Raw genomic sequence first — 22,116 nt, forward strand, 5'->3', positions numbered from 1 at the left:
ACCTTGCCAAGGTCGGGGTCGCGAGTTCGAGTCTCGTTTCCCGCTCCATATTCAACAAAAACGCCGCTCATCGAGCGGCGTTTTTGTTTGTCTGCGATTTGTACCTGACGCACAAAAAAGCCCGCCAGTCTGACTGAGCGGGCTTTTTTGTGCGTGGCGGTTTTACATCGACAGTATCAACCTGCCCGCAAACAGAATCAGGATCACGCCCATGGTCCGTTCAAACCAGTGGCCCATGCGCAAGAAAAGCAATCGCACCTTGCTGCTGGAAAAAAACAGCGCAACGATCACGAACCACAAGGCATTCACAAAACACATCCACGCACCGTACAGAGCCTGAATCTTCAGTGGCGTTGCCGTGCTGATCAGCGTGGTGAAGATCGCCAGGAAAAACAGGGTGGCCTTGGGGTTGGTGGCGTTGGTCAGAAACCCAGTGGTGAAGGCCTTCAGCAGCGTTTGCTCGATCACCGGTTCATCGGTGGCGTTGTTGCCTTCCAGTACGGATTTTGGCTGGCTGCGCAACAGGTTCACACCCAGATAAAGAATGTAGGCGCCGCCCATGATCTTGGCCACGGTCAGCAGCCAGGGGAGGGTGTGCATCAGGGTGCCGACCCCCAGCAGGGTATACAGCACATGCACGGATATGCCGGCGCCGATGCCCAGCGCCGTACAAATGCCGACCCAGCGACCAAAACGTACGCTCTGGCGGATCGTGACGGCGAAATCCGGCCCTGGGGCTACAACAGCCAGAAAGTGGATGGTCGCCAGCGCCAGGAACTCGCCCAGGTAATTGGAAAGCATTTCAACTCCAGAAGGTCAGGGGGGAAGCGGTGCCGCGGTAGCCGACAAAGAATGAAAGGCTCAGGCGTGGTTCGGCCAGGCCTGGTGTCACCGAGTGCATGCGGCGTGAGTTGAACATGATGAAATCACCCGCTTCGGGACGGACTTCCAGGGTCGGTGTCCCCAGCAGTGCAGGGTCGATTCCGTAACTGTCGCCACGCATTTCATCGAACTGTTCCGGCGAAATGTCGCGGTCCCACATTTGCAACGCGCCGCCTTGGGCGGGCATGTTCAGGTACACATTGCAGGCAAACTGCGCTTGCAGACTCCGAGCCTGGAAACTCTGCGGTGCGTCCTTGGCGAAAATGTCGTGATGGGCGAGAAAACGCACGCCAGGCTTCACTACCCGGGAAAGGCCGACGAACATCTTGCGGCCGTAGAGGGTTTCCAGTTGCGCCCCCGCGGGCCAGGACTCGTCGAACATGCAGCGCAGGGTATCGACGGGGGAGGAGTAGGGCGCGCAACGGTTTCGCAACTCAGTGATGTTGCGGGTGGCTCGCTCGAAATAGTCTTCGATCAGCAGCGGCTGATTTTCCGCTTCATAAAACGCCATGCCGATGCGTCCAATGCTCGGCGCATTGATATAGCCTTCAAAGCCCGGCGCGAGAATTTTTTCACCGATCCGGGTCGCCAGTGGCGGGGGCAGCCAGCCTTTGATGCGGATGGCGAGGACTTCTTCGCTGGCCAGCTTTTTTATGCACGTCTCATCGAGACATTCGACGTCAAGCATCATGTCTTGGGTCCATCCAGCAGAGTGTCGACGAGGCCGGCGAATGCGGGCCTCTGCAGCGTCATGTCCCTGACGCTCAGTCCACGTGGTAGTGGACGGACAGAATCCCTTTCTTGTGCGAAAGGGAGTCGATCGTAACCGTGCCCAGATCCTTCAGGCTGCGTACATGGGTGCCGCCGCAGCCGTAGGCCGGCAGGTCGCCGAAAGCGATTTCCCGGGCGCCTTCGCGCAACGAGGTCAGGCGTGGCAGGTCCTGGGCAATCCATTGTGCAAGACCTTGCTGCAGGGTCTGCACATCAACCTCCTGCGCACACTCCGCCGGTTTGAACTGCACCCGCGCTTCGCCCGGCCAGTGATGAGCCTTGATCGGCATCCAGCCCATGGCCTGGACGAAGTGACCGATCAGGTGGCCGGCCGAGTGCAGGCACGTATGGAGTTGGCGGCGCTGTTCATCGACGCGGATCTGCGTCATGCCGGTTGTGACCGGGCGATCGACGAAATGAATAATCCGGTCGGGGTCCTGCATCACGCGCAGCACCTGGCTTTCGCCGATCCAGCCGGTGTCGAAGGGTTGTCCGCCGCCTTGGGGGTGAAACAATGTTGCGCGCAGCACCACGGCAAATTCGTGCTCGTGGGGTGTGCATTCAAGGATTTCCACGTTGGCCTTGAGCTCATCACTGTGGAAAAAGAGGCGAAGCGTCATGTTTCATGCTCGTATTTATGTTTCATTTTTTATTATAGGGAGTGGGTTATTGCGTGATAATCCGTTCAAACATCAAAGGACTGTTGCGTTGTGAGCATAAATCTACCCCTGCCGCTGCTCGGTGAAATGGCGATTTTCGTCAAGGTCGTCGAGACCGGCAGCTTCTCCGAAGCCGCGCGCCAACTGGGTTCCTCGCCCTCGGCGGTCAGTCGCAGCATTTCCAGGCTGGAGAAGGCTTTGGCCATGCGCCTGTTGCAACGGACCACGCGCAAGTTGCGCTTGAGCGACGGCGGCGAGGAAGTGTTCAAGCGTTGTCAGGACATGGTCAGCGCGGCCCGGTCTGTCATGGAAATCAGTGGTCAGTTCACCGACGAACCCGAGGGCGTGGTGCGCATCAGCGTGCCGAAAGCGGTTGGGCGGATCGTCATTCACCCGCACATGCCGGAGTTTTTGCGCCGTTATCCCAAGGTGGATGTGGAGTTATTGCTGGAGGATCGCGAGGTGGACCTGATCGACGATCACGTCGACCTGGCAATTCGTATCACTGATCGGCCGCCACCGGGGCTAGTGGGGCGGCAATTGCTGACCATCGATCACTTGCTCTGCGCGACACCCCAGTACCTGGCCGAGCATGGAACACCGACGCATCCCCACGATTTGCTCAATCACAGCTGCATCTATCTGGGCGAAACACCAAGCGATGCGCGCTGGAAGTTCAAAAAGGGCAGCAAGTCGGTGACGGTCGGGGTGCGCGGGCGATATGCCGCCAACCACACGGGCGTGCGTTTCGGCGCCGTGTTGCAGCACATTGGTATTGGCAGCCTGCCGTATTTCACCGCGCGTCGTGCTTTGGAGAAGGGCTTGATGGTGCAGGTGCTGCCGGATTGGACCTTTTTGGCGTCCTATCATGGCGGTGCATGGTTGCTGCATTCGCCGACGCGATACCTGCCGCCCAAGCTGCGGGTGCTGATCGATTATCTGGTGGCGTGCATGGAGCAGGAGCCGACGCTGGGCAGGCCGGGCAAGCCGAAGGATTCGAATATTGCCGTTTCGGAGTATGAATTGCCTGAGAGTGATGGGTTGTTCTGAGCAAAGATCAAAAGAGGCCTCAACAAAAAGGCCCGCATGGGCATCATGCGGGCCTTTCGTGTCTGCGATCCTGGATCAGTGCTTGCTGTCCTGATTCGACAACGCCAGCAACTGCTTCTCCTGATTCCAGTCGAACGGTTCGTCGTTCTGTTCGGCTTCGAAGCGACGTTCTTCCAGCGCCTGGTACAGGTCGATTTCGTCATCGGGCATGTAGTGCAGGCAGTCCCCGGCGAAGTACCACAGCAAGTCGCGTGGGACCAGGTGGGCGATCTGCGGGTAGCGGGTGATCACCTGGCACAGGATGTCCTGGCCCAGGTATTGGCTTTCGATCGGGTCGACCGGCAGCAGGGCACGCAGTTCGTCGAAGCGCTCGAGGAACAAGGCATGGCTTTCTTCGGGAACCTGGTCGGCCTCACCCACGGCGACCAGGATGCTGCGCAGGTGGTCGAGCAAAACGAGATGATCGGCAACGATGTTGGACACGAGATAAGTCCTCAAGAGCAAAACGGGCGCGGGAGTATAAAGCCCCTGCGCCCATTTTCCCATGTTGCAACGCTACAAGGGTCAGCGGACCCTACCGTCCGTCAGCGCTATGTCCTCTTTGTCGAAGGCATCGACGTCGATCACTTTGCGCCGTGCCGCCTCGGCTTCGCGCAGGGTATGGGCTTCTCCCGGTTGCAATACGCCCGCCTCCAGCGCGGCATCGATGACGTGCTCGCCGGCGACCGGCTTGACCTGACCGCTCTTGAGCGCCATGTGCAGTTTCTTCTGCAGGGGTTGTGCTGCATTCAACAGGTCGCAGGCGTGTTGCAGGGCACCGACCGGATCTTCGTTCGATTGCGGGCGGTAGCAGCCCAGCAGCAATTCTTCGAGGGCCGGATCGCCCTTGGCACGACCGATCACCTCGGCGACCGCAGCACCGAGTTTGTCCGACGGTCCCTTGTGGCGACGACCGAACGGGAACACGATCACCCGCAGCAGGCACCCCAACATCCTGTTCGGGAAATTGCTCAGCAGTTCGTCCATGGCCCGTTCGGCATGACCCAGGCTTTCTTCCATGGCCCAGGTAAATAGCGGCTCCATGTACTCTGGAGCGTCGAGGTCGTTGTAGCGTTTGAGCGCGGCGCTGGCCAGGTACATGTTGCTCAGTACGTCGCCCAAGCGTGCCGACAGCCGCTCGCGGCGTTTCAGTTCACCGCCCAGCAGCATCATGCTCAAGTCGGCCAACAGTGCGAACGCCGCGGCCTGACGGTTGAGGGCGCGGAAATAACCCTGGCTGAGCCTGTCGCCCGGCATGTGTTCCAGGTGACCGAACCCGAGATTCAACACCAGGGTGCTGGCCGCGTTGCCCACGGCAAAACCGATGTGCTTGAGCAGCAGGCCGTCGAATTCGATCAGCGCCTGATCCTTGTCCTCGCGGCCCGCCAAGGCCATTTCCTTGAGCACGAACGGGTGGCAGCGAATCGCGCCCTGGCCGAAGATCATCAGGTTGCGCGAAAGAATGTTGGCCCCTTCCACGGTGATGAAGATCGGCGCGCCGTTCCATTTGCGCCCCAGGTAATTGTTGGGACCCATGATGATCGCTTTGCCACCGTGCACATCCATTGCCTGGCTGATGCACTCGCGGCCGCGTTCGGTGAGGTGATACTTGAGGATCGCCGACAGCACCGAGGGCTTCTCGCCCAGGTCCACCGCGTTGGCGGTGAGCATCCGCGCGGCGTCCATCATCCAGGCGTTGCCACCGATGCGGGCCATGGCTTCCTGAATGCCTTCGAATGCCGAGATCGGCACGTTGAACTGCTCGCGAATCTGCGCGTACTGGCCGGTTACCAGGCTGGTGAACTTGGCCATGCCGGTACCCACCGCCGGCAGGGAAATCGAACGCCCGACCGACAGGCAGTTCATCAGCATCATCCACCCCTTGCCGAGCATTTCCTGGCCGCCGATGAGGAACTCCAGCGGCACGAACACATCCTTGCCGGAGTTCGGCCCGTTCATGAACGCCGCACCCAGCGGCAGGTGACGGCGACCGATGTCCACGCCAGCGGTATCGGTCGGAATCAACGCCAGGCTGATGCCCAGGTCGACCTTGTCGCCGAGCAGATGGTCCGGGTCATAGGCCTTGAACGCCAGGCCGAGGAGGGTGGCCACCGGGCCGAGGGTGATGTAGCGCTTTTCCCAGTTCAGGCGCAGGCCGAGGGTTTCCTTGCCCTCCCACTCGCCTTTGCAGATGACGCCGGTGTCGGGCATGCCGCCGGCATCGGAGCCGGCCAGCGGGCCGGTCAGGGCAAAGCACGGAATGTCGTCGCCGCGCGCCAGGCGTGGCAGGTAATGATTGCGTTGTTCGTCGGTGCCGTAATGCAGCAACAGCTCGGCGGGGCCGAGGGAGTTGGGGACCATCACAGTGGAGGCCAGGTCGCCGCTGTGGCTGGCCAGTTTCATGGCCACTTGCGAGTGGGCGTAGGCCGAGAAGCCCTTGCCACCGAACTCCTTGGGAATGATCAGGGCGAAGAAGCCGTTGTCCTTGATGTAGGTCCAGGCTTCGGCCGGCAGATCCATGGTTTGCCCCAGTTGCCAGTCGCTGACCATGGAGCAGAGTTCTTCGGTCGGGCCGTCGATAAAGGCCCGTTCTTCTTCGCTCAATTGCGCAATCGGGTAGGACAGCAATTTGTTCCAGTCCGGGCGCCCGCTGAACAGTTCGCCGTCCCACCAGACCGTGCCGGCCTCGATGGCATCGCGTTCGGTCTGCGACATCGGCGGCAGGGTCTTTTGAAACCAGTTGAACATCGGCGCGCTGAAGAATTTGCGGCGCAGATCAGGCAGCAGCAGCGGTGCAGCGACCGCTGCGAGCAGCACCCAGAAAATCAGCAACAGCCAGCCCGGTGCGCGGCTTGAGACGCCCATTGCCAGCAGGTAGACAGCGACAATGCCCAGGGCGGGCAGCGGTGCGATACGACGGTGGGCTAAATAAGCTATCCCGACAACCAGAACCAGTATCCACAACAGCAGCATATTTAATCCTCCGTGAAACCAGGGCAAACCAACCCCAAGAGCTTAGACGGCATCCGCAAAACGCGAGGGTCATAGCGAGGTGATGAAAAAGGTGGGAAACCATCGACGATTGTGTCGGCCTTCAGGGCAACAGGCCGTGAAAAATCGTTCATGGAACGGGCGCCAAAGCGACCATGTTTGGCCGAAACGTCGTTATCTCTGTGCTCAAGTGCTCGCTAGACTCGGGGCTCCCCCAGGAGAATTCCCGCCATGCACGAGTACCTCAGTCCCGGCCGCTTCATCGATAGTGACCACCCCTCGGTGGTGGAGTTCGCCGAAAAGCATCGTGGCGTGAGCCGCGATCCGGTCGAGCAGGCGATCGAGCTCTATTACGCCGTGCGCGAGGCCGTGCGCTACAACCCCTACACCTTCAGCCGCGATCCGCAGACCTTGTGTGGCAGCTACGCGCTCGGTGCCGGGCAGAGTTACTGCGTACCCAAGGCCACGCTGCTGGCCGGCGCGGCACGGCACTGCGGGATCCCGGCGCGGATCGGCCTGGCCGACGTGCGCAATCATTTGTCGACGCCGCGGCTGCTTGAACTGCTCAAGAGCGATGTGTTCGCCATGCACGGTTACACCGAGCTGTACCTGAACGGGCGCTGGGTCAAGGCCACGCCGGCCTTCAATCAAGGCCTGTGCGAACTGTTCAACGTTGCACCGCTGGCGTTCGATGGCGTCAACGACAGTGTCTTCCATCCTTTCAATCGCGATGGCGAGAAACTGATGGAGTATCTGGTCGATCACGGCCAGTTCGCCGACGTACCCGAAACCTTCTTTTTCGAGCATCTGCGCCAGTGCTATCCGCACCTGTTCGGTGAGCAGTTGCAACCGCTGCTGGGGGACATGCAGAGTGATTTGAGTCGAGCCTGATCCGGCGTATGCTGCCTGCGCATTCATCAATCGAGGGGCCGTCATGCTGAAGATCTGGGGTCGGAAGAATTCATCGAATGTCAGAAAACCGTTGTGGGCTGCCGAAGAGCTCGGCCTGGCCTATGAAGCCATCGATGCGGGCGGCGCCTTTGGTGTCGTCGACACGCCCGAGTACCGCGCCATGAACCCCAATGGTCGCGTGCCGGTGATCCAGGACGATGATTTCGTACTGTGGGAATCCAATGCCATCGTTCGCTACCTGCTGGCCAAGCATGGGGCAAACACCCCGTGGTACCCGGCGGATGTGCAAGCGCGGGCCAATGCTGACAAATGGATGGACTGGACCACGTCCAGTTTCGCCACGCCGTTTCGCACGGTGTTCTGGGGCGTCTTGCGTACTCCGGCCGATCAACAGGACTGGCCGGCCATCAAGGCCGCGATCAAAGAATGCGACGGTTTGCTGGCCATGGCCGATCAGGCCCTGGCGACCACGCCGTATCTGTCCGGTGAGCAGATCGGCATGGGTGACATTCCACTGGGCAGTTTCATTTATGCCTGGTTCGAAATGCCGATCGAGCGGGCGCCGCAGCCCCATCTCGAGGCCTGGTACGCACGGTTGAAGCAGCGTGCGGCATATCGCAAGGCGGTCATGACTGCGTTGACTTAATACTCACTATCGACACACTTGACTGTACTTGTGTGGCGGCGACAAGCACCATTGTGCTAATGCGCTGTGGCTGTGTTGTTCGCCGCCATACCTGATTCATTCCTTTTTTCCTTCTTGGTGCGTAAATCCGATATGAGTTCCGCTCTGTCCATCCGGCAGCTAACCAAAACCTACGGCAACGGTTTCCAGGCCTTGAGTGGTATCGATCTGGACGTCGCCGAAGGTGACTTCTTCGCCTTGCTCGGCCCCAACGGCGCCGGCAAGTCCACGACCATCGGCATTCTCTCGACCCTGGTGAACAAGACCAGCGGCACCGTGAATATCTTCGGTCACGACCTGGACAAGAATCCTGCGCAGCTCAAGCGCTCCATCGGCGTGGTGCCCCAGGAATTCAACTTCAACCAGTTTGAAAAGACGTTCGATATCGTCGTGACCCAGGCGGGCTACTACGGCATTCCGGCCAAAGTCGCCAAGGAACGCGCCGAGCAGTACCTGACCCAGCTCGGCCTGTGGGACAAGCGTGATGTGCCGTCGCGTTCGCTGTCTGGCGGCATGAAGCGTCGACTGATGATCGCCCGGGCCCTGGTGCACGAACCGCGCCTGTTGATCCTCGACGAACCGACCGCCGGCGTGGACATCGAATTGCGTCGCTCGATGTGGACCTTCCTCACCGAGCTGAACCAGAAAGGCATCACCATCATCCTCACCACCCATTATCTGGAAGAGGCTGAACAGCTGTGCCGCAACATCGGGATCATCGACCACGGCACCATCGTCGAAAACACCAGCATGAAACAGTTGCTCAGCCAGTTGCATGTCGAGACCTTCCTGCTGGACCTGAAGAACGCTCTGGGTACGCCGCCGCAGTTGATCGGTTACCCGTCTCGCCTGCTCGACGGTCATACCCTGGAAGTCCAGGTGGACAAGAGCATGGGCATCACCGCGCTGTTCACTCAGCTGGCGCAGCAGAACATCGACGTGCTGAGCCTGCGTAATAAAACCAATCGCCTCGAGGAGTTGTTCGTGTCCCTGGTGGAGAAAAATCTGTCGAAGGTGGCACTATGAGTTCCGAGCTGCGCCCCAATCTCGTTGCCTTGAACACCATCGTTTACCGTGAAGTCCGGCGTTTTACCCGGATCTGGCCACAGACGTTGCTGCCGCCGGCGATCACCATGGTTCTGTACTTCGTGATCTTCGGCAACCTGATCGGCCGGCAGATCGGCGACATGGGTGGCTTCACGTATATGGAGTACATCGTGCCGGGGCTGATCATGATGTCGGTGATCACCAACTCCTATGGCAACGTGGTGTCGAGTTTCTTCGGCAGCAAGTTTCAGCGCTCCATCGAAGAATTGATGGTCTCGCCGGTCTCGCCGCACACCATCCTGATCGGCTACACCCTGGGCGGTGTGCTGCGCGGGCTGATGGTCGGGATCATCGTGACGCTGCTGTCGCTGTTCTTCACCCATTTGCAGGTGCATCACCTGGGCGTGACCATTCTGGTTGTGGTGCTGACGGCGACGATCTTCTCGTTGCTGGGCTTCATCAACGCGGTGTTCGCGCGCAACTTCGATGACATCTCGATCATCCCGACTTTCGTGTTGACGCCGTTGACGTACCTGGGGGGCGTATTCTATTCGATCTCGTTGCTGCCGCCGTTCTGGCAGACCGTGTCCTTGGCCAACCCGGTGTTGCACATGGTCAACGCGTTCCGCTACGGGATCCTCGGGGTGTCGGATATCCGCATCAGCATTGCGATCACGTTCATGCTGGTGGCGACGGTGATTCTGTATTTCGGTTGTGCGCGGTTGCTGGTGAGCGGGCGCGGGATGCGGACCTGATCCAGTGTGAACAGGCTGTAGGAACACCCCAAAAAAAACGGCCTCCCTTGCGGAGGCCGTTTTGCATTCTCACAGCCGGCGCTGTTTGCGCCGCTTCCATTGCCGCGCGACCCACCAGCGCCAGTACATCATCACCAGGCAATACGCCAAGGCCCCCAGCACCAGCCCCACGACAACCGACCCCAACAGGAACGGCTGCCACAAGGTCGAGAGTTCGCCGCTGATCCATTCCCAGCTCAATTCGTCCGGCAGGTGGCGGGGGGGGACGTCCATCAGCCAGGCGCCGGTCTGGTAGGTGCAGAAGAACACGGCGGGCATGGTGATCGGGTTGGTCAGCCAGACCAGGCTGACAGCGATGGGCATATTGCCGCGCACGATGATGGCAAGGATGGCAGCGACCAGCATTTGCAGCGGAATCGGCAGGAACGCCGCGAACAGACCGACCGCCATGGCCCGGGCGACGGAGTGGCGGTTGAGGTGCCAGAGGTTCGGGTCATGCAACAAGGTACCGAGAAAGCGTAAGGACTTGTGTTCCCTGATGCTGGTCGGATCTGGCATGTAACGTTTGAATAAGCGCCGGGGCATAAGGCTTCTCGGTCGGTTAAGGCGGCAAGTATGTCTGGATTCTATGAGCCACCCATTCAGACTTTGTGACAATTGATAACGACGGTCGTGCGTCCAGCCGTCTATGCCTAGGGGCGGGACTCTCTAGGACAGGCGTATGCGCACAGGGATGGTGGCATTGGCGCTGGGTCTGCTGGCCCTGCGTTTTTTACCGGCGCTGCCGCCGGTCGGGTTGTTGCTGTTGCTGCCGGTCGTGGGTCTGATGCTGCTGCCGTTTCGGACTTATCCGGTGGCGTTTTTCCTGTTCGGTCTGAGTTGGGCCTGCGCCCAGGCTCACTGGGCGCTCGATGACCGGCTGCCGCAAAAGCTGGACGGCGAAACGCGCTGGGTCGAAGGGCGGGTTGTGGGGTTGCCCCAGCACGGCGAGGCTGTCGTGCGCTTCGAGTTGGCAGAAGCCCGATCGAGGCACGGCAAAGTACCGCCACTGATGCGCCTGGCCTGGTATGGCGGGCCACCGGTCAACAGCGGCGAGCGCTGGCGACTGGCCGTCAAGATGAAACGCCCGGCCGGCTTGCTCAACCCCCATGCCTTCGATTACGACGCCTGGCTACTGGCGCAACGCATGGGTGCGACCGGTACCGTCAAGGATGGCCAGCGCCTGGTCGAGGCACGGTGGGCCTGGCGCGACAGTATTCGTCAGGCATTGCTGCAAGTGGACGCCCAAGGTCGAGCCGGCGTATTGGCGGCATTGGTGCTGGGCGATGGATCCGGACTCAGCCGCGAAGACTGGCGGGTGTTGCAGGACACCGGCACCGTGCACCTGCTGGTGATTTCCGGGCAACACGTCGGCTTGCTGGCGGGGCTGGTGTACATGCTGATCGCCGGGCTGGCCCGCTATGGCTTGTGGCCAGGCCGTCTGCCCTGGCTACCCTGGGCCTGTGGCCTGGCCTTCGCAGCGGCCCTGGGTTATGGACTGTTGGCCGGTTTCGAGGTGCCGGTACGCCGCGCCTGCCTGATGATTGGCCTGGTGCTGCTGTGGCGCCTGCGATTTCGTCATCTGGGCGCCTGGTGGCCGCTGCTGCTGGCCCTCAATGGCGTGCTGTTGCTCGAACCGCTGGCCAGCCTGCAACCGGGGTTCTGGTTGTCCTTCGGCGCAGTGGCGGTGTTGATCTTCACGTTCAGTGGTCGCCTGGGGCCCTGGAAATGGTGGCAAACCTGGACCCGCGCCCAATGGCTGATCGCGATCGGCCTGGGCCCTATGTTGCTGGTATTGGGCTTGCCCATCAGCCTCAGCGGGCCGCTGGTCAACTTGCTGGCGGTGCCCTGGATCAGTGTGCTGGTGCTGCCACCTGCGTTGCTCGGGACCTTGCTGTTGCCCGTTCCCCATGTGGGGGAGGGCTTGTTGTGGCTGGCCGGCGGACTGATCGACTGGCTGTTCAAGGGCCTTGCACTGATGGCCGGGCAGCTTTCTGCGTGGATACCGGCGGCGGTGCCGTGGTGGGTCTGGTGCATGGGAGCGCTCGGCGCCTTCCTGCTCCTGTTGCCGCGAGGGGTTGCGCTGCGACCCCTGGGTTGGCCAATGCTGCTGTTACTGGTGGTTCCACCTCGAGCCACCGTGCCGGAGGGCCTGGCCGAGATCTGGCAACTGGATGTCGGCCAGGGGCTGGCGATTGTGGTTCGCACCCGTCATCACGCGCTGCTGTACGACGCCGGGCCACGTTTCGGTGACAGCGACCTTGGCGAACGGGTCGTGGTGCCGACCTTGCGTAAATGGGGGGTGGACGCTCTCGACCTGATGCTGATCAGCCATGCCCATGTCGATCACGCCGGCGGGGCGCGGGCGGTCGCCAAGGCATTGCAGGTGCAGCGTGTCATCGCTGGCGAGCCTGATGACTTACCGAGCGAACTGCACGCCGGGCAGTGCGAGAGCGGTCGGCGATGGACCTGGGACGGCGTGAACTTCGAGCTCTGGCGCTGGGCCGATGGCCACGACAGCAATGCCAACTCCTGCGTTTTGCAGATAGAAGCCAATGGCGAGCGCCTGTTGTTGACCGGCGACATCGACGCCGCCGCTGAGCGCGCATTGCTCGACGGCCCGCTGGCGGTGCCCACCGACTGGCTGCAATCCCCCCACCATGGCAGTCGCAGTTCATCCTCAACGGCCCTGCTCAATGTTTTACAACCCAAAGCCGTGCTGATTTCCCGTGGCCGAGGCAATTCCTTCGGTCACCCTCATCCAACGGTGGTGGCACGCTACCGAAAACGCGAGATGGCCATCTACGACAGCGCGGAGCAGGGTGCCATTCATCTGCAACTGGGGCGTTTCGCACCGCCACGCTCGATGCGTCTGGAACGGCGCTTCTGGCGCGATCCGCCCCCGTCACGTCCCTGATCGATCGTTATGACAGGCCGACCGGATGCGGCATCACAGTCTTCGGTGCGCCCACCCCCTATGTTAGAGTGGCGCACTTTTTCGAGGGGACTGTCACTGTGTGGGAATTGGTCAAATCCGGCGGCTGGATGATGCTGCCGATCATCCTGAGTTCCATCGCGGCAATGGCGATCGTTGCCGAGCGTCTGTGGACCCTGCGATCGAGTCGCGTGACCCCGGAGCACCTGCTCGGCCAGGTCTGGGTATGGATCAAGGACAAACAGCTCAACAAGGAAAAACTCAAGGAACTGCGCGCCAATTCGCCTCTGGGTGAAATTCTCGCCGCGGGCCTGGCCAACTCCAAGCATGGTCGCGAGATCATGAAAGAGTGCATCGAAGAAGCCGCCGCTCGGGTCATCCATGAGCTGGAGCGCTACATCAACGCCCTCGGCACCATCGCCGCCATGGCCCCGTTGCTGGGTTTGCTCGGCACGGTGCTGGGCATGATCGATATCTTCAGTGCGTTCATGGGGACGGGCATGACAACCAACGCCGCAGTTCTGGCCGGTGGTATCTCCAAGGCACTGATCACCACGGCCGCGGGCCTGATGGTCGGTATCCCGTCGGTATTCTTCCACCGTTTTCTGCAACGCCGCATCGATGAACTGGTGGTGGGCATGGAGCAGGAAGCGATCAAGCTGGTGGAAGTCGTCCAGGGCGATCGGGACGTGGACCTGGCGGGAGTCAAAGCGTGAAATTCCGCCGCAAACAACGGGAGAATGTGGACATCAACCTCGCGTCGCTGATCGACGTGGTGTTTATCCTGCTGCTGTTTTTCGTGGTGACCACCACCTTTACCCGCGAAACCCAATTGCGTGTGGATCTGCCGGAAGCGGTCAGCGGTTCGCCCGCTGAAGACCCGTCCAAACAGCTGGATATCGCCATCAGCGCCGATGGCGTGTTCTCGGTGAACAACCAGATCCTGCCGAAAAGCGACCTGGCAACCCTGATGGACGCACTGCAGAAAGCATCCAATGGCGACACCAATCGGCCGCTGTCGATCAGTGCCGACGGCAAATCCCAGCATCAGTCGGTGATCACCGCCATGGACGCCGCCGGCAAACTGGGCTTCAGCCATCTGCGCATGACCACAGTCGAGGCGGCGCCGCCCGCGCCCTGATGGCCATGTCCGAACGCCTGCTCGCCGCGTGGTACCGAGGCCATCCGGCCCTCAAACTGTTGCAGCCGCTGGAGTGGCTGTACCGGCGCGTGGTCAACAACAAGCGCAAGCGGTTTCTGGCGGGGGAGGGTGACATTTACCAGCCGCCGGTACCCTTGATCGTCGTCGGCAACATCACCGTCGGCGGTACCGGCAAGACGCCGCTGATTCTGTGGATGATCCAGCATTGCCAGCGCAGTGGCCTGCGGGTCGGCGTGGTCAGTCGCGGTTACGGTGCCAAACCGCCGCAATTGCCTTGGCGCGTTGCAGCCGATCAAAGCGCGGACCTGGCGGGTGACGAACCGTTGTTGATCGTTCAGCGCACGGGCGTGCCGTTGATGATCGATCCAGACCGCAGTCGCGCCGTCAAAGCCTTGCTGGCCAGCGAACCGCTGGACCTGATCCTGTCCGATGACGGCATGCAGCATTACCGTCTGGCGCGGGATTTGGAGCTGGTGCTGATCGACGCCGCCCGTGGCCTGGGCAACCAGCGTTGCCTGCCGGCCGGGCCGTTGCGCGAACCGGTCGAGCGACTGCAAAGCGTCGACGCGGTGCTCTACAACGGAGCCAAGGCTGATCGCGAGGGTGGCTTTGCCTTTGAGTTGCAACCGACCGCACTGATCAATCTGCAAAGCGGCGAACGACAGCCCCTTGATTACTTTCCGGCAGGCCAGGCGCTGCACGCCGTGGCCGGGATCGGCAACCCGCAACGTTTCTTCAACACCCTTGAAACGCTACACTGGCAGCCTGTGCCGCATGCGTTCGCCGACCACGCCGAATACAGCGTGCAGGCCTTGAATTTCACCCCGTCATTGCCGTTGGTGATGACCGAAAAGGACGCGGTGAAGTGCCGTGCCTTCGCCGCCGCCGATTGGTGGTACCTGGCGGTCGACGCTGTGCCGTCGCCGGCTTTCGTGGCCTGGTTCGATACACAGCTGATGCGCCTGTTGCCGGCTCGACTGTTGCCTTAATTTCGTTTCTATCCAGGGAATGCTCATGGACACCAAATTGCTCGACATCCTCGCTTGCCCGGTCTGCAAAGGCCCGCTCAAGCTCAGCGCCGACAAGACCGAGCTGATCAGCAAGGGCGCGGGTCTGGCCTACCCGATTCGCGACGGCATCCCGGTGATGCTCGAAACCGAAGCCCGGACCCTGACCACCGATGAGCGTCTGGATAAATGACCACAGCCTTTACCGTCGTCATTCCATCGCGATACGCCTCCACCCGTCTGCCGGGTAAACCGCTGTTGTTGATCGCCGGCAAGCCGATGATCCAGCATGTCTGGGAGCAGGCCAGCAAAAGCAGTGCCCAGCGCGTGGTGGTGGCCACCGACGATGCGCGTATCGTCGAAGCCTGCCAGGGCTTTGGCGCCGAAGTGGTGCTGACCCGCGAAGATCACAACTCCGGCACTGATCGCCTGGCGGAAGTCGCGGCCAAGCTGGGCCTGGCGCCAGACGCCATCGTGGTCAACGTCCAGGGTGACGAACCCCTGATCCCGCCGAGCGTGATCGATCAGGTGGCCACCAACCTGGCTATCCATGCCGAAGCGCGCATGGCCACCCTGGGTGAGCCGATCGAGGACGTTGAAACCCTGTTCAATCCCAACGTGGTCAAAGTGGTCAGTGATCGCAATGGCCTGGCCCTGACCTTCAGCCGCTCCACATTGCCATGGGCGCGTGATGCCTTTGCCCTGAGCCGCGAGCAGTTGCCCGAAGGTGTGCCGTACCGTCGCCACATCGGCATCTACGCCTATCGCGCCGGTTTCCTGCATGACTTCGTCAACTGGGGCCCGTGCTGGCTGGAAAACACCGAATGCCTGGAGCAACTGCGGGCGCTGTGGCACGGCGTACGGATTCACGTCGCCGACGCGTTGATCGCGCCGCCGCCGGGTGTCGATACCGTCGAAGACCTTGAGCGCGTTCGTCGCCTGCTGGAGGCCTGATGCGGGTTCTGTTCGTCTGCCTGGGCAACATTTGCCGCTCGCCTACGGCCGAAGGCGTGCTGCGCCACAAACTGCGGGTCGCCGGGCTGGCCGATCAGGTCGAAGTGGCCTCCGCCGGTACCGGTGACTGGCATGTCGGCAAGGCGCCGGACAAGCGCAGCCAGGCCGCTGCCAGGCTGCGTGGCTACGACCTGTCCGCCCAGCGCGCCCGGCAAGTGTCCCGCGCCGATTTCGCCACCTACGACCTGATCCTGGCGATGGACAACAGCAACCTGCGCAATCTCAAGGCCCTGCAACCGGCCAAGGGCAAGGCCGAGCTGGATTTGTTCCTGCGTCGTTATCACTCGGAACTCGATGAAGTGCCGGACCCGTATTACGACGGCGAGCAGGGGTTTGAACAGGTACTGGACCTGATCGAGCGTGCCAGCGATCTGTTGGTGATCGAATTGAAGGGACGCTTATGAGTTTGCAGGTTCGGTCACAGGTTTCCCTCAAGCCGTACAACAGTTTTGGCGTGGACGTGCAGGCCCGGCTGTTCGCCGAAGCCCACAACGATGCCGATGTGCGAGAAGCCCTGGCCTACGCTCGGGCCCACGACGTGTCGTTACTGGTGATCGGTGGCGGCAGCAACCTGCTGTTGACCGCCGATATCCCGTCGCTGGTGCTGCGCATGGCCAGCCGCGGGATTCGTGTGGTGAGTGACGACGGCAGCAAAGTGGTCATTGAAGCCGAGGCGGGCGAGCCGTGGCATCCGTTCGTCCAGCACACCCTGGCCCAGGGCTTGTCCGGCCTGGAAAACCTCAGTCTGATTCCCGGCACCGTCGGTGCCGCGCCAATGCAGAACATCGGTGCCTACGGGGTCGAGATCAAGGACGTGTTTGCCGGCCTGACTGCTCTTGATCGCCAGAGTGGCGAACTGCGCGAATTCAGCCTGGAAGAATGCAACTTCGCCTACCGTGACAGCCTGTTCAAGCAGGAACCGGGACGCTGGTTGATCCTGCGCGTGCGCTTCATGCTCGACCGCAACGCGCCACTGCATCTGGAATACGGCCCGGTGCGTCAGCGCCTGACCGAACAAGGCATCGATCACCCGACCGCCAGCGACGTCAGCCAGGCCATCTGCAGCATCCGCAACGAAAAATTGCCGGACCCTGCCGTGCTGGGCAATGCCGGCAGTTTTTTCAAAAACCCGCTGGTGTCGGCGGCGTTGGTCGCACAGCTCAAAGGCGAGTACCCGGATCTGGTGGCCTACGCGCAACCTGACGGTCAGGTAAAACTGGCTGCCGGCTGGCTGATCGAGCGGGCGGGCTGGAAGGGTTTCCGCGAAGCCGATGCGGGTGTGCACACGTTGCAGGCGCTGGTGCTGGTCAACTACGGCGGCGCGACCGGATTGCAGTTGCTCGACCTGGCGCAACGCATCCAGAAAGACATTTCAGAACGTTTCCATGTCGAGCTGGAAATGGAGCCCAACCGATATTGAAGCTAAGCTTTCAAGGTGAAATCCAAAGCCCTGCACTGATTAAAAGTGCAGGGCTTTTTTGTTAATGCTGGGTTAACTTAGTGAGCTAACGATGCGAAGCATTTATTCCACCAAAGGCCCGGTGCAGACGTTCCCGTCCGCATAAGAGAGCCTCCTTAGCCTGAGTCGATCTGCGTGATGCCAACCGCCGATGTCCGGCGGCAGATTGCTCGACCCCATAACCCAATACTATGCGGGCGTGCCCATGATTACCCTGAAACTCAATGGTCAAGACCATCAACTCGACGTCAGCGAGGACATGCCCCTGCTGTGGGCGATCCGTGACGTGGCCGGTTACAACGGCACCAAATTCGGCTGCGGCATGGGCCTGTGCGGTGCCTGCACCATCCATATCCAAGGCGCCCCGGCGCGCAGCTGCATCACGCCGATCGGTTCGGTGGTCGGACAGAACGTCACCACCATCGACAACCTGCATGCCGATCCGGTCGGCAAGGTCGTGCAGCAAGCCTGGCTCGATACGGCCGTAGCCCAGTGCGGCTACTGCCAGGGCGGGCAGATCATGTCAGCCACCGCGCTGCTCAAGACCAACCCCAACCCCAGCGACGAACAGATCGAAGAGGCCATGGTCGGCAACATCTGCCGTTGCGGCACCTACAACCGCATCAAGACCGCGATTCGCCAGGCATCCACTCACTTGAAGGAGGCCAAGGCATGAACCGCCTACCGAATGATTTCGCCCTGAGCAATCTCAGCCGGCGTGGGTTTCTCAAAGGCGTGGGCGCCACCGGTGCGTTGGTGGTGGCCGCGAGTTGGGGTTGGCAGGACGTATTTGCCGAAGAGGCCCAGAAGGCATACGGCGCCGACGGCATGCCTAACAAGTGGATCGACGATCCGAAGGTGTACGTCAGCATTGCCACGGATGGCACCGTGACCGTGATGTGCAACCGCTCGGAGATGGGCCAGGGCGTACGCACCAGCCTGACCATGGTGGTGGCCGACGAGCTGGAAGCCGACTGGGCGCGGGTCAAGGTCAAGCAGGCGCCGGGTGACGAAGTGCGCTACGGCAACCAGGACACCGACGGTTCGCGCAGCATGCGTCACTGGTTCGAACCGATGCGCCGTTGCGGCGCCGCCGCGCGGGCGATGCTGGAACAGGCCGCCGCTGATCAGTGGAAAGTGCCGGTCGGCGAATGCCATGCGCAACTGCATAAGGTCATCCACACGCCATCCGGTCGTGAGCTGGAATACGGCGCCCTGGCCACCGCTGCCAGTGCCCTCGCAGTTCCGCCGCGGGACAGCCTGCGGCTCAAGCAGCCTTCGGAGTTTCGCTACATCGGCAAGGAAGGCACCAAGGCCATCGACGGTGACGACATCGTCAACGGTCGCGCCGTGTATGGCGCCGACGTGCATTTCGACGGCATGCTGTTCGCCGCCATTGCCCGGCCGGCGGTGTATGGCGGCAAGGTGAAAAGTTTCGACGGTGCAGAGGCGATGAAAGTCCCCGGCGTGGTCAAGGTCCTGCAGATCGAGAGCCGTCCGTTGCCATCGGAATTTCAGCCGTTGGGCGGTATCGCCGTGGTGGCGAACAACACCTGGGCGGCGATCAAGGGCCGCGAGGCGCTGAAAATCGAATGGGATGACGGCCCCAACGCCAGTTACGACTCGATCGCCTATCGCAAGGAACTGGAAGCCTCTTCGCTGAAACCCGGCAAGGTCGTGCGTAATACCGGCAACATCGACGAAGCGATGAAAACTGCCGACAGCACCCTTGAAGCGTCCTATTACTTGCCGCATCTGTCGCAATCGCCAATGGAGCCGATGGTTGGCATCGCCCGTTATAAGGACGGCGTGTGCGAAGCCTGGGGGCCGAGTCAGGCGCCGCAGGTGACTCGCGAGCGGATTGGCGAACGCCTGGGCCTGCCCTTCGATAACGTGACGTTCAATGTCACCTTGCTCGGCGGTGGTTTCGGTCGCAAGTCCAAGCCGGACTTCATCATCGAAGCGGCCATCCTCGCCAAGGAATTCCCCGGCAAGGCCGTGCGGGTGCAATGGACCCGTGAAGACGACATCCATTGCTCGTATTTCCATACCGTGTCGGTCGAGCACCTCAAGGCCAGCCTGAACAGGGATGGCCTGCCGTCCGGCTGGTTGCACCGTACTGTTGCGCCGAGCATCACCGCGTTGTTCGCGCCGAACATGAATCACGAGGCGGCGTTCGAGTTGGGCATGGGTTTCACCAACATGGCCTACGCGATTCCCAACGTGCGTCTGGAAAACCCTGAAGCGACGGTCCACACGCGCGTGGGCTGGTACCGTTCGGTGTCGAACATCCCTCACGGTTTTGCGATCCAGAGCTTCATCGATGAGCTGGCGCACAAGGCCAAGGAAGACCCGCTCAAGTACCAGATCAAGTTGCTCGGCCCGGACCGCAAGATCGATCCGCGCACCTTGAGCGAGGAGTGGAACTACGGCGAGTCCCCTGAGCGCTATCCGATCGATACAGGGCGTTTGCGCACGGTACTGGAAACCGCCGCCAAGGCCGCCGGTTGGGGGCGCGAGTTGCCCAAAGGCCGAGGATTGGGGCTGGCGGTGCATTACAGCTTCGTGACCTACGTGGCGGCGGTGATCGAAGTCGAAGTCAAAGACGATGGCACCTTGATCGTGCACAAAGCCGACATCGCTGTGGATTGCGGGCCGCAAATCAACCCCGAGCGGATTCGTGCGCAGTTCGAAGGCGCCTGCGTCATGGGCCTGGGCAATGCGGTGCTGGGCGAAATCAGCTTCAAGGACGGCAAGGTCCAGCAGGACAACTTCCACATGTATGAAGTGGCGCGCATGTCCCTGGCGCCCAAGGAAGTCGCCGTGCATCTGGTGACGCCGCCGGGCACTGTGCCGCTGGGCGGTGTCGGCGAGCCGGGTGTACCGCCGATCGCTCCGGCGCTGTGCAACGCGATCTTCGCCGCCACGGGCAAACGCATCCGTGACCTGCCGGTGCGTTACCAGTTGCAGGGCTGGAACAAAGCCTGATGGACAGTGCCGATCTGAATGTATTGCGCAGCGTGCTGGAGTGGCGCCGCGCTGGCCAGCGGGTGGTGCTGTATAGCGTGGTCCAGACCTGGGGCACCGCGCCCCGGGCGCCTGGCGCCATGCTGGCGTTGCGCGAAGACGGCGTGGTGATTGGCTCGGTGTCCGGCGGTTGTGTCGAGGATGACCTGATCGCGCGTTTGCATGACGGTCGTATCCCGACTGACGGGCCGCCGGTGCAGCTGATCACGTACGGAGTAACCCGCGAGGAAGCCGCCCGTTTCGGTTTGCCCTGTGGCGGCACCTTGCGCCTGACCGAAGAGCGCGTGGGCGATCCCTCCTGGGTCGCTGACTTGCTGGCCAGGTGCGAAGACCATCAGATCGTCGCGCGTTCGCTGGATATCGTCACCGGTGAGGTGGTGTTGCAGCCAGCCGACAAAGCGGATGTGTTGGCCTTCGATGGCAAGACGTTGCGGGCCATTTACGGTCCGCGCTGGCGTTTGTTGCTGATCGGCGCGGGGCAGTTGTCGCGCTATGTGGCGCAAATGGCCCGTCTGCTGGATTTCGAGGTGCTGATCTGTGATCCGCGCAGCGAATTCGTCTACGGGTGGGAGGAACAGCACGGCCGGTTTGTCTCGGGCATGCCTGACGAGGCCGTGCTGAACATCCAGACCGACGAACGCACCGCCATCGTCGCCCTGACCCACGATCCGCGCCTGGATGACATGGCCTTGCTCACGGCCCTGGATTCCAGGGCTTTCTATGTTGGTGCCCTGGGATCGCGGGTCAACAGCCAGAAACGACGGGATAATCTGGCGCAGCTCGGCTTGGCGCCCCAGTCCATTGAACGGCTGTACGGTCCGATCGGTTTGCACATCGGCAGCCATAATCCGGCGGAAATCGCCTTGTCGTTGATGGCCGAAATCGTGGCGGTCAAGAATGGCGTCGAACTGAAACAGAAGAAGCCCCTGCAGGAGCGCGTATGAACCAGCCCATCGGTGTGATTGTGCTCGCCGCGGGGAGGGGCAGTCGGTTCAGGCAGGTTGCCGGCAATGAAAAGGACAAGCTGCTGGCGGACTGTTCCGGGCGTGACGGTGCCGTGCGGTCGGTGATCGAGCAGGTATTGGTGAATTTGCCGGTTGGCCTGGGCAAGCGCGTAGTGGTGACCACCGAGGATCGCCCGCAGGTGATTCGCATGGCTCAGGCCTATGGTTGCGAGATCGTTCTGATCGAGTCGACCGGGATGGGTGACAGCATTGCGGCCGGGGTGGCGGCGTGCTCGCAGTTAGAGGGTTGGTTGATGGTGTTGGGGGATATGCCGTTCATCCGGCCTTCAAGCATCGAGCAGGTCGTGGCACAGATGGCGGACAATTGCATCAGCGTGCCGGTGCAGGATGGCGCATATGGGCATCCGGTCGGCTTTGGACGCCATTTTGCCCCCGGATTGATGGCGCTATCCGGTGACCGCGGGGCCAAATCGTTGTTTGCGCAGGGGCAGATCGTGGAAGTGGCAGTCGATGATCCCGGTGTTTTGTGGGACGTGGATGTGCCGCAGAAACTGGTCTTTCTGTCAGCCTAGATCCCTTGTGGGAGCGGGCTTGCTCGCGAAAGCGGTGGATCAGTCACCCGTGAAGTCGACAGACACACCGCATTCGCGAGCAAGCCCGCTCCCACAGGGATTTGTGTTTTTTACACTCGCATAAAAAAAGCCCCGCCTGGCATCA

At 61.4% G+C, this 22,116-nt stretch carries 23 protein-coding genes; 17 read left to right on the forward strand and 6 right to left on the reverse strand.

Annotated features, from left to right (window positions below):
* Nucleotides 1-162: 162 nt before the first annotated feature.
* The 3 genes from B0W55_RS16505 to B0W55_RS16515 all read right to left on the reverse strand — a co-directional run bounded on the left by B0W55_RS16505 (nt 163) and on the right by B0W55_RS16515 (nt 2,273).
* The gene (locus B0W55_RS16505) at nt 163-801 is read right to left on the reverse strand and encodes a LysE family translocator (RefSeq protein WP_077047005.1); all 639 of its coding nucleotides are present in this window, start codon (nt 799-801) and stop codon (nt 163-165) included.
* Between the two features lies 1 nt (nt 802).
* A complete protein-coding gene (locus B0W55_RS16510; protein WP_077047006.1) occupies nt 803-1,573 on the reverse strand; it encodes a 2OG-Fe(II) oxygenase in 771 nt (256 codons plus the stop codon).
* Nucleotides 1,574-1,646: 73 nt separating this feature from the next.
* Complete coding sequence (locus B0W55_RS16515) at nt 1,647-2,273, reverse strand: hypothetical protein (RefSeq protein WP_077047007.1); 627 nt, start codon at nt 2,271-2,273, stop codon at nt 1,647-1,649.
* Between the two features lie 90 nt (nt 2,274-2,363).
* Here B0W55_RS16515 and B0W55_RS16520 point away from each other — a divergent pair, with 90 nt between their 5' ends.
* Entirely contained in the window at nt 2,364-3,362 is a 999-nt protein-coding gene (locus tag B0W55_RS16520; RefSeq protein WP_077047008.1) for a LysR family transcriptional regulator, read from the forward strand.
* 75 nt (nt 3,363-3,437) lie between these two features.
* Here the strand turns inward: B0W55_RS16520 and B0W55_RS16525 are convergent, their stop codons facing one another.
* Entirely contained in the window at nt 3,438-3,845 is a 408-nt protein-coding gene (locus B0W55_RS16525; RefSeq protein WP_077047009.1) for a PA2817 family protein, read from the reverse strand.
* A gap of 81 nt (nt 3,846-3,926) precedes the next feature.
* On the reverse strand, nt 3,927-6,374 hold the full coding sequence (locus tag B0W55_RS16530) for an acyl-CoA dehydrogenase (protein ID WP_077047010.1): 2,448 nt from the start codon (nt 6,372-6,374) through the stop codon (nt 3,927-3,929).
* Between the two features lie 249 nt (nt 6,375-6,623).
* Between B0W55_RS16530 and B0W55_RS16535 the strand changes: the two genes are divergently transcribed.
* The 4 genes from B0W55_RS16535 (at nt 6,624) to B0W55_RS16550 (ending at nt 9,791) form a co-directional block, all read left to right on the forward strand.
* Nucleotides 6,624-7,283 (forward strand): transglutaminase family protein, encoded by a 660-nt coding sequence (locus B0W55_RS16535; RefSeq protein ID WP_077047011.1) that lies wholly within the window; start codon nt 6,624-6,626, stop codon nt 7,281-7,283.
* A gap of 43 nt (nt 7,284-7,326) precedes the next feature.
* On the forward strand, nt 7,327-7,950 hold the full coding sequence (locus tag B0W55_RS16540; protein WP_077047012.1) for a glutathione S-transferase family protein: 624 nt from the start codon (nt 7,327-7,329) through the stop codon (nt 7,948-7,950).
* A gap of 132 nt (nt 7,951-8,082) precedes the next feature.
* Complete coding sequence (locus B0W55_RS16545) at nt 8,083-9,015, forward strand: ABC transporter ATP-binding protein (RefSeq protein WP_077047046.1); 933 nt, start codon at nt 8,083-8,085, stop codon at nt 9,013-9,015.
* On the forward strand, nt 9,012-9,791 hold the full coding sequence (locus B0W55_RS16550; RefSeq protein ID WP_077047013.1) for an ABC transporter permease: 780 nt from the start codon (nt 9,012-9,014) through the stop codon (nt 9,789-9,791). Before B0W55_RS16545 ends, B0W55_RS16550 begins: the two co-directional genes overlap by 4 nt.
* Nucleotides 9,792-9,860: 69 nt before the next feature.
* Here the strand turns inward: B0W55_RS16550 and B0W55_RS16555 are convergent, their stop codons facing one another.
* Nucleotides 9,861-10,376 (reverse strand): DUF2062 domain-containing protein, encoded by a 516-nt coding sequence (locus B0W55_RS16555; protein ID WP_077047014.1) that lies wholly within the window; start codon nt 10,374-10,376, stop codon nt 9,861-9,863.
* A gap of 136 nt (nt 10,377-10,512) precedes the next feature.
* On the opposite strand from B0W55_RS16555, the gene B0W55_RS16560 reads away from it, so the two are divergent.
* From B0W55_RS16560 to B0W55_RS16615, 12 genes are all read left to right on the forward strand, one after another.
* Nucleotides 10,513-12,747, forward strand: coding sequence for a DNA internalization-related competence protein ComEC/Rec2 (locus B0W55_RS16560; protein WP_077047015.1), 2,235 nt, complete (start codon nt 10,513-10,515; stop codon nt 12,745-12,747).
* Nucleotides 12,748-12,845: 98 nt separating this feature from the next.
* Nucleotides 12,846-13,481, forward strand: a complete 636-nt coding sequence (locus B0W55_RS16565) for a MotA/TolQ/ExbB proton channel family protein (protein WP_175376114.1) — start codon at nt 12,846-12,848, stop codon at nt 13,479-13,481.
* Nucleotides 13,478-13,906 carry a biopolymer transporter ExbD gene (locus B0W55_RS16570; protein WP_077047017.1) on the forward strand — a complete coding sequence of 143 codons (429 nt, stop codon included), beginning with the start codon at nt 13,478-13,480 and terminating at the stop codon, nt 13,904-13,906. Before B0W55_RS16565 ends, B0W55_RS16570 begins: the two co-directional genes overlap by 4 nt.
* The gene (gene lpxK, locus B0W55_RS16575) at nt 13,906-14,916 is read left to right on the forward strand and encodes a tetraacyldisaccharide 4'-kinase (protein ID WP_077047018.1); all 1,011 of its coding nucleotides are present in this window, start codon (nt 13,906-13,908) and stop codon (nt 14,914-14,916) included. The genes B0W55_RS16570 and lpxK overlap by 1 nt, the downstream gene beginning before the upstream one ends.
* Nucleotides 14,917-14,941: 25 nt before the next feature.
* Nucleotides 14,942-15,127, forward strand: a complete 186-nt coding sequence (locus B0W55_RS16580; RefSeq protein WP_007945752.1) for a Trm112 family protein — start codon at nt 14,942-14,944, stop codon at nt 15,125-15,127.
* Complete coding sequence (kdsB, locus tag B0W55_RS16585; protein WP_077047019.1) at nt 15,124-15,888, forward strand: 3-deoxy-manno-octulosonate cytidylyltransferase; 765 nt, start codon at nt 15,124-15,126, stop codon at nt 15,886-15,888. The genes B0W55_RS16580 and kdsB overlap by 4 nt, the downstream gene beginning before the upstream one ends.
* On the forward strand, nt 15,888-16,352 hold the full coding sequence (locus tag B0W55_RS16590; protein ID WP_077047020.1) for a low molecular weight protein-tyrosine-phosphatase: 465 nt from the start codon (nt 15,888-15,890) through the stop codon (nt 16,350-16,352). The genes kdsB and B0W55_RS16590 overlap by 1 nt, the downstream gene beginning before the upstream one ends.
* Nucleotides 16,349-17,368, forward strand: coding sequence for a UDP-N-acetylmuramate dehydrogenase (gene murB / locus B0W55_RS16595; protein ID WP_077047021.1), 1,020 nt, complete (start codon nt 16,349-16,351; stop codon nt 17,366-17,368). Before B0W55_RS16590 ends, murB begins: the two co-directional genes overlap by 4 nt.
* Before the next feature lie 244 nt (nt 17,369-17,612).
* A complete protein-coding gene (locus B0W55_RS16600) occupies nt 17,613-18,083 on the forward strand; it encodes a (2Fe-2S)-binding protein (RefSeq protein ID WP_077047022.1) in 471 nt (156 codons plus the stop codon).
* A complete protein-coding gene (locus B0W55_RS16605) occupies nt 18,080-20,395 on the forward strand; it encodes a xanthine dehydrogenase family protein molybdopterin-binding subunit (protein WP_077047023.1) in 2,316 nt (771 codons plus the stop codon). The genes B0W55_RS16600 and B0W55_RS16605 overlap by 4 nt, the downstream gene beginning before the upstream one ends.
* Nucleotides 20,395-21,378: an XdhC family protein gene (locus B0W55_RS16610; protein WP_077047024.1), complete on the forward strand. Its 984-nt coding sequence runs from the start codon at nt 20,395-20,397 to the stop codon at nt 21,376-21,378. The genes B0W55_RS16605 and B0W55_RS16610 overlap by 1 nt, the downstream gene beginning before the upstream one ends.
* Nucleotides 21,375-21,971 (forward strand): NTP transferase domain-containing protein, encoded by a 597-nt coding sequence (locus B0W55_RS16615; RefSeq protein WP_077047025.1) that lies wholly within the window; start codon nt 21,375-21,377, stop codon nt 21,969-21,971. Before B0W55_RS16610 ends, B0W55_RS16615 begins: the two co-directional genes overlap by 4 nt.
* Nucleotides 21,972-22,116: the final 145 nt, after the last annotated feature.

The sequence above is a fragment of the Pseudomonas sp. KK4 genome, from assembly GCF_001984065.1.
Classification (GTDB): domain Bacteria; phylum Pseudomonadota; class Gammaproteobacteria; order Pseudomonadales; family Pseudomonadaceae; genus Aquipseudomonas.

Coding starts and splice junctions, on each gene's coding strand:
- B0W55_RS16615 (WP_077047025.1), top strand. CDS start 21,375: ATGAACCAGCCCATCGGTGTGATTGTGCTCGCCGCGGGGAGGGGCAGT.
- B0W55_RS16610 (WP_077047024.1), top strand. CDS start 20,395: ATGGACAGTGCCGATCTGAATGTATTGCGCAGCGTGCTGGAGTGGCGC.
- B0W55_RS16540 (WP_077047012.1), top strand. CDS start 7,327: ATGCTGAAGATCTGGGGTCGGAAGAATTCATCGAATGTCAGAAAACCG.
- B0W55_RS16555 (WP_077047014.1), bottom strand. CDS start 10,376: ATGCCCCGGCGCTTATTCAAACGTTACATGCCAGATCCGACCAGCATC.
- B0W55_RS16535 (WP_077047011.1), top strand. CDS start 6,624: ATGCACGAGTACCTCAGTCCCGGCCGCTTCATCGATAGTGACCACCCC.
- B0W55_RS16605 (WP_077047023.1), top strand. CDS start 18,080: ATGAACCGCCTACCGAATGATTTCGCCCTGAGCAATCTCAGCCGGCGT.
- B0W55_RS16580 (WP_007945752.1), top strand. CDS start 14,942: ATGGACACCAAATTGCTCGACATCCTCGCTTGCCCGGTCTGCAAAGGC.
- B0W55_RS16530 (WP_077047010.1), bottom strand. CDS start 6,374: ATGCTGCTGTTGTGGATACTGGTTCTGGTTGTCGGGATAGCTTATTTA.
- B0W55_RS16515 (WP_077047007.1), bottom strand. CDS start 2,273: ATGACGCTTCGCCTCTTTTTCCACAGTGATGAGCTCAAGGCCAACGTG.
- B0W55_RS16550 (WP_077047013.1), top strand. CDS start 9,012: ATGAGTTCCGAGCTGCGCCCCAATCTCGTTGCCTTGAACACCATCGTT.
- kdsB (WP_077047019.1), top strand. CDS start 15,124: ATGACCACAGCCTTTACCGTCGTCATTCCATCGCGATACGCCTCCACC.
- lpxK (WP_077047018.1), top strand. CDS start 13,906: ATGGCCATGTCCGAACGCCTGCTCGCCGCGTGGTACCGAGGCCATCCG.
- B0W55_RS16545 (WP_077047046.1), top strand. CDS start 8,083: ATGAGTTCCGCTCTGTCCATCCGGCAGCTAACCAAAACCTACGGCAAC.
- B0W55_RS16560 (WP_077047015.1), top strand. CDS start 10,513: ATGCGCACAGGGATGGTGGCATTGGCGCTGGGTCTGCTGGCCCTGCGT.
- B0W55_RS16590 (WP_077047020.1), top strand. CDS start 15,888: ATGCGGGTTCTGTTCGTCTGCCTGGGCAACATTTGCCGCTCGCCTACG.
- B0W55_RS16600 (WP_077047022.1), top strand. CDS start 17,613: ATGATTACCCTGAAACTCAATGGTCAAGACCATCAACTCGACGTCAGC.
- murB (WP_077047021.1), top strand. CDS start 16,349: ATGAGTTTGCAGGTTCGGTCACAGGTTTCCCTCAAGCCGTACAACAGT.
- B0W55_RS16510 (WP_077047006.1), bottom strand. CDS start 1,573: ATGATGCTTGACGTCGAATGTCTCGATGAGACGTGCATAAAAAAGCTG.
- B0W55_RS16505 (WP_077047005.1), bottom strand. CDS start 801: ATGCTTTCCAATTACCTGGGCGAGTTCCTGGCGCTGGCGACCATCCAC.